Genomic DNA, 1,009 nt, shown 5'->3' on the forward strand with positions numbered 1-1,009 from the left:
TTAGGTTCTGCCAGAAAGCTACGCTTAAAATTAGTTTTACTAATCTTACCTTCAGGTGGGACATTATAACTACGCCAATACATTCGCTCTTCTGAACGTAAATCTACACCTAAATCTCCAAGAAAAACAACAATGTATTCATCATGGTTATTATCAATTCTCAACCCCCATAATCCTTGACATCTTAGATATCCATCTTCAACTGAGTAACGCTCTGGATTAGCATAATACTTAGTAAGCACCTCACGTCGAAAGAAGACAGGTGTAAAATAGTGCGGTGCATCTGGGTTTGCACCAAAGAACTTTGCAAGTCCGTGTGGATTACAAGAATATTTTACTGAATCTCCGTTTTCATCTAATCCAATAATGAAATCGATGTAGTCTTTTTCTGCATTCCCGTTAAATGGCCACATTTCAGACGAATCAAGTGAAAATGGAGGAATTAGTTTCTTTCCGATTAAATGTGAACATGATTTGTGTTTTTCTTCAGACAAGGAATATGCACTAAGTTCATAGAAGGTTAAATCATTTTTATCTTCTAACTCAATTGGAAAGTCATCACTGAGCAAGTCAGAGTATCGCTTGAAGTCAAAATAAATTGCCAAGTGCATTTCTTTTATTGCTAGGAATTGACGCACTTCATTAACATGTACTTTGATTTGATTAGTTTAAAACTTTACTACTACCTTCTCATCTCCTCTCTCATCGAATTTGAGAAGTTGATTTTTTTCAACGTCGTGGTACAAATTATGAAAGTGTCGAAATTCTTCAATGATTTCATTATAAGATTCACGAATGCCGTGAAAGCTACGATGAATCACAAAAGTTTCTATCCCATCTGAGTTTCCAAACCGTAGATAAGTAACTTCTTGTTCACCACCCTGATTGTGACTAACAAAACAAACAGGATACCAATCTTCAACAACCAAATCCCAATCGGTTTGGCTTAGAGAAGTCCCAACACATATGTTGAGACTTCTCTAAGCCAAACCGATTGGGATTTGGTTGA

At 36.2% G+C, this 1,009-nt stretch carries 2 protein-coding genes; both read right to left on the minus strand.

What is annotated here, in order from left to right; all coding sequences use genetic code 11:
- The coding region (locus F6K23_RS41305) for a hypothetical protein (protein ID WP_293167113.1) at nt 1–611 on the minus strand (611 nt) is incomplete at its 3' end.
- A 57-nt stretch (nt 612–668) separates the two neighbouring features.
- A complete protein-coding gene (locus F6K23_RS41310; RefSeq protein ID WP_293167115.1) occupies nt 669–929 on the minus strand; it encodes a hypothetical protein in 261 nt (86 codons plus the stop codon).
- Nucleotides 930–1,009: the final 80 nt, after the last annotated feature.

It is taken from the genome of Okeania sp. SIO2C9 (assembly GCF_010672455.1).
Taxonomy (GTDB): domain Bacteria; phylum Cyanobacteriota; class Cyanobacteriia; order Cyanobacteriales; family Microcoleaceae; genus Okeania.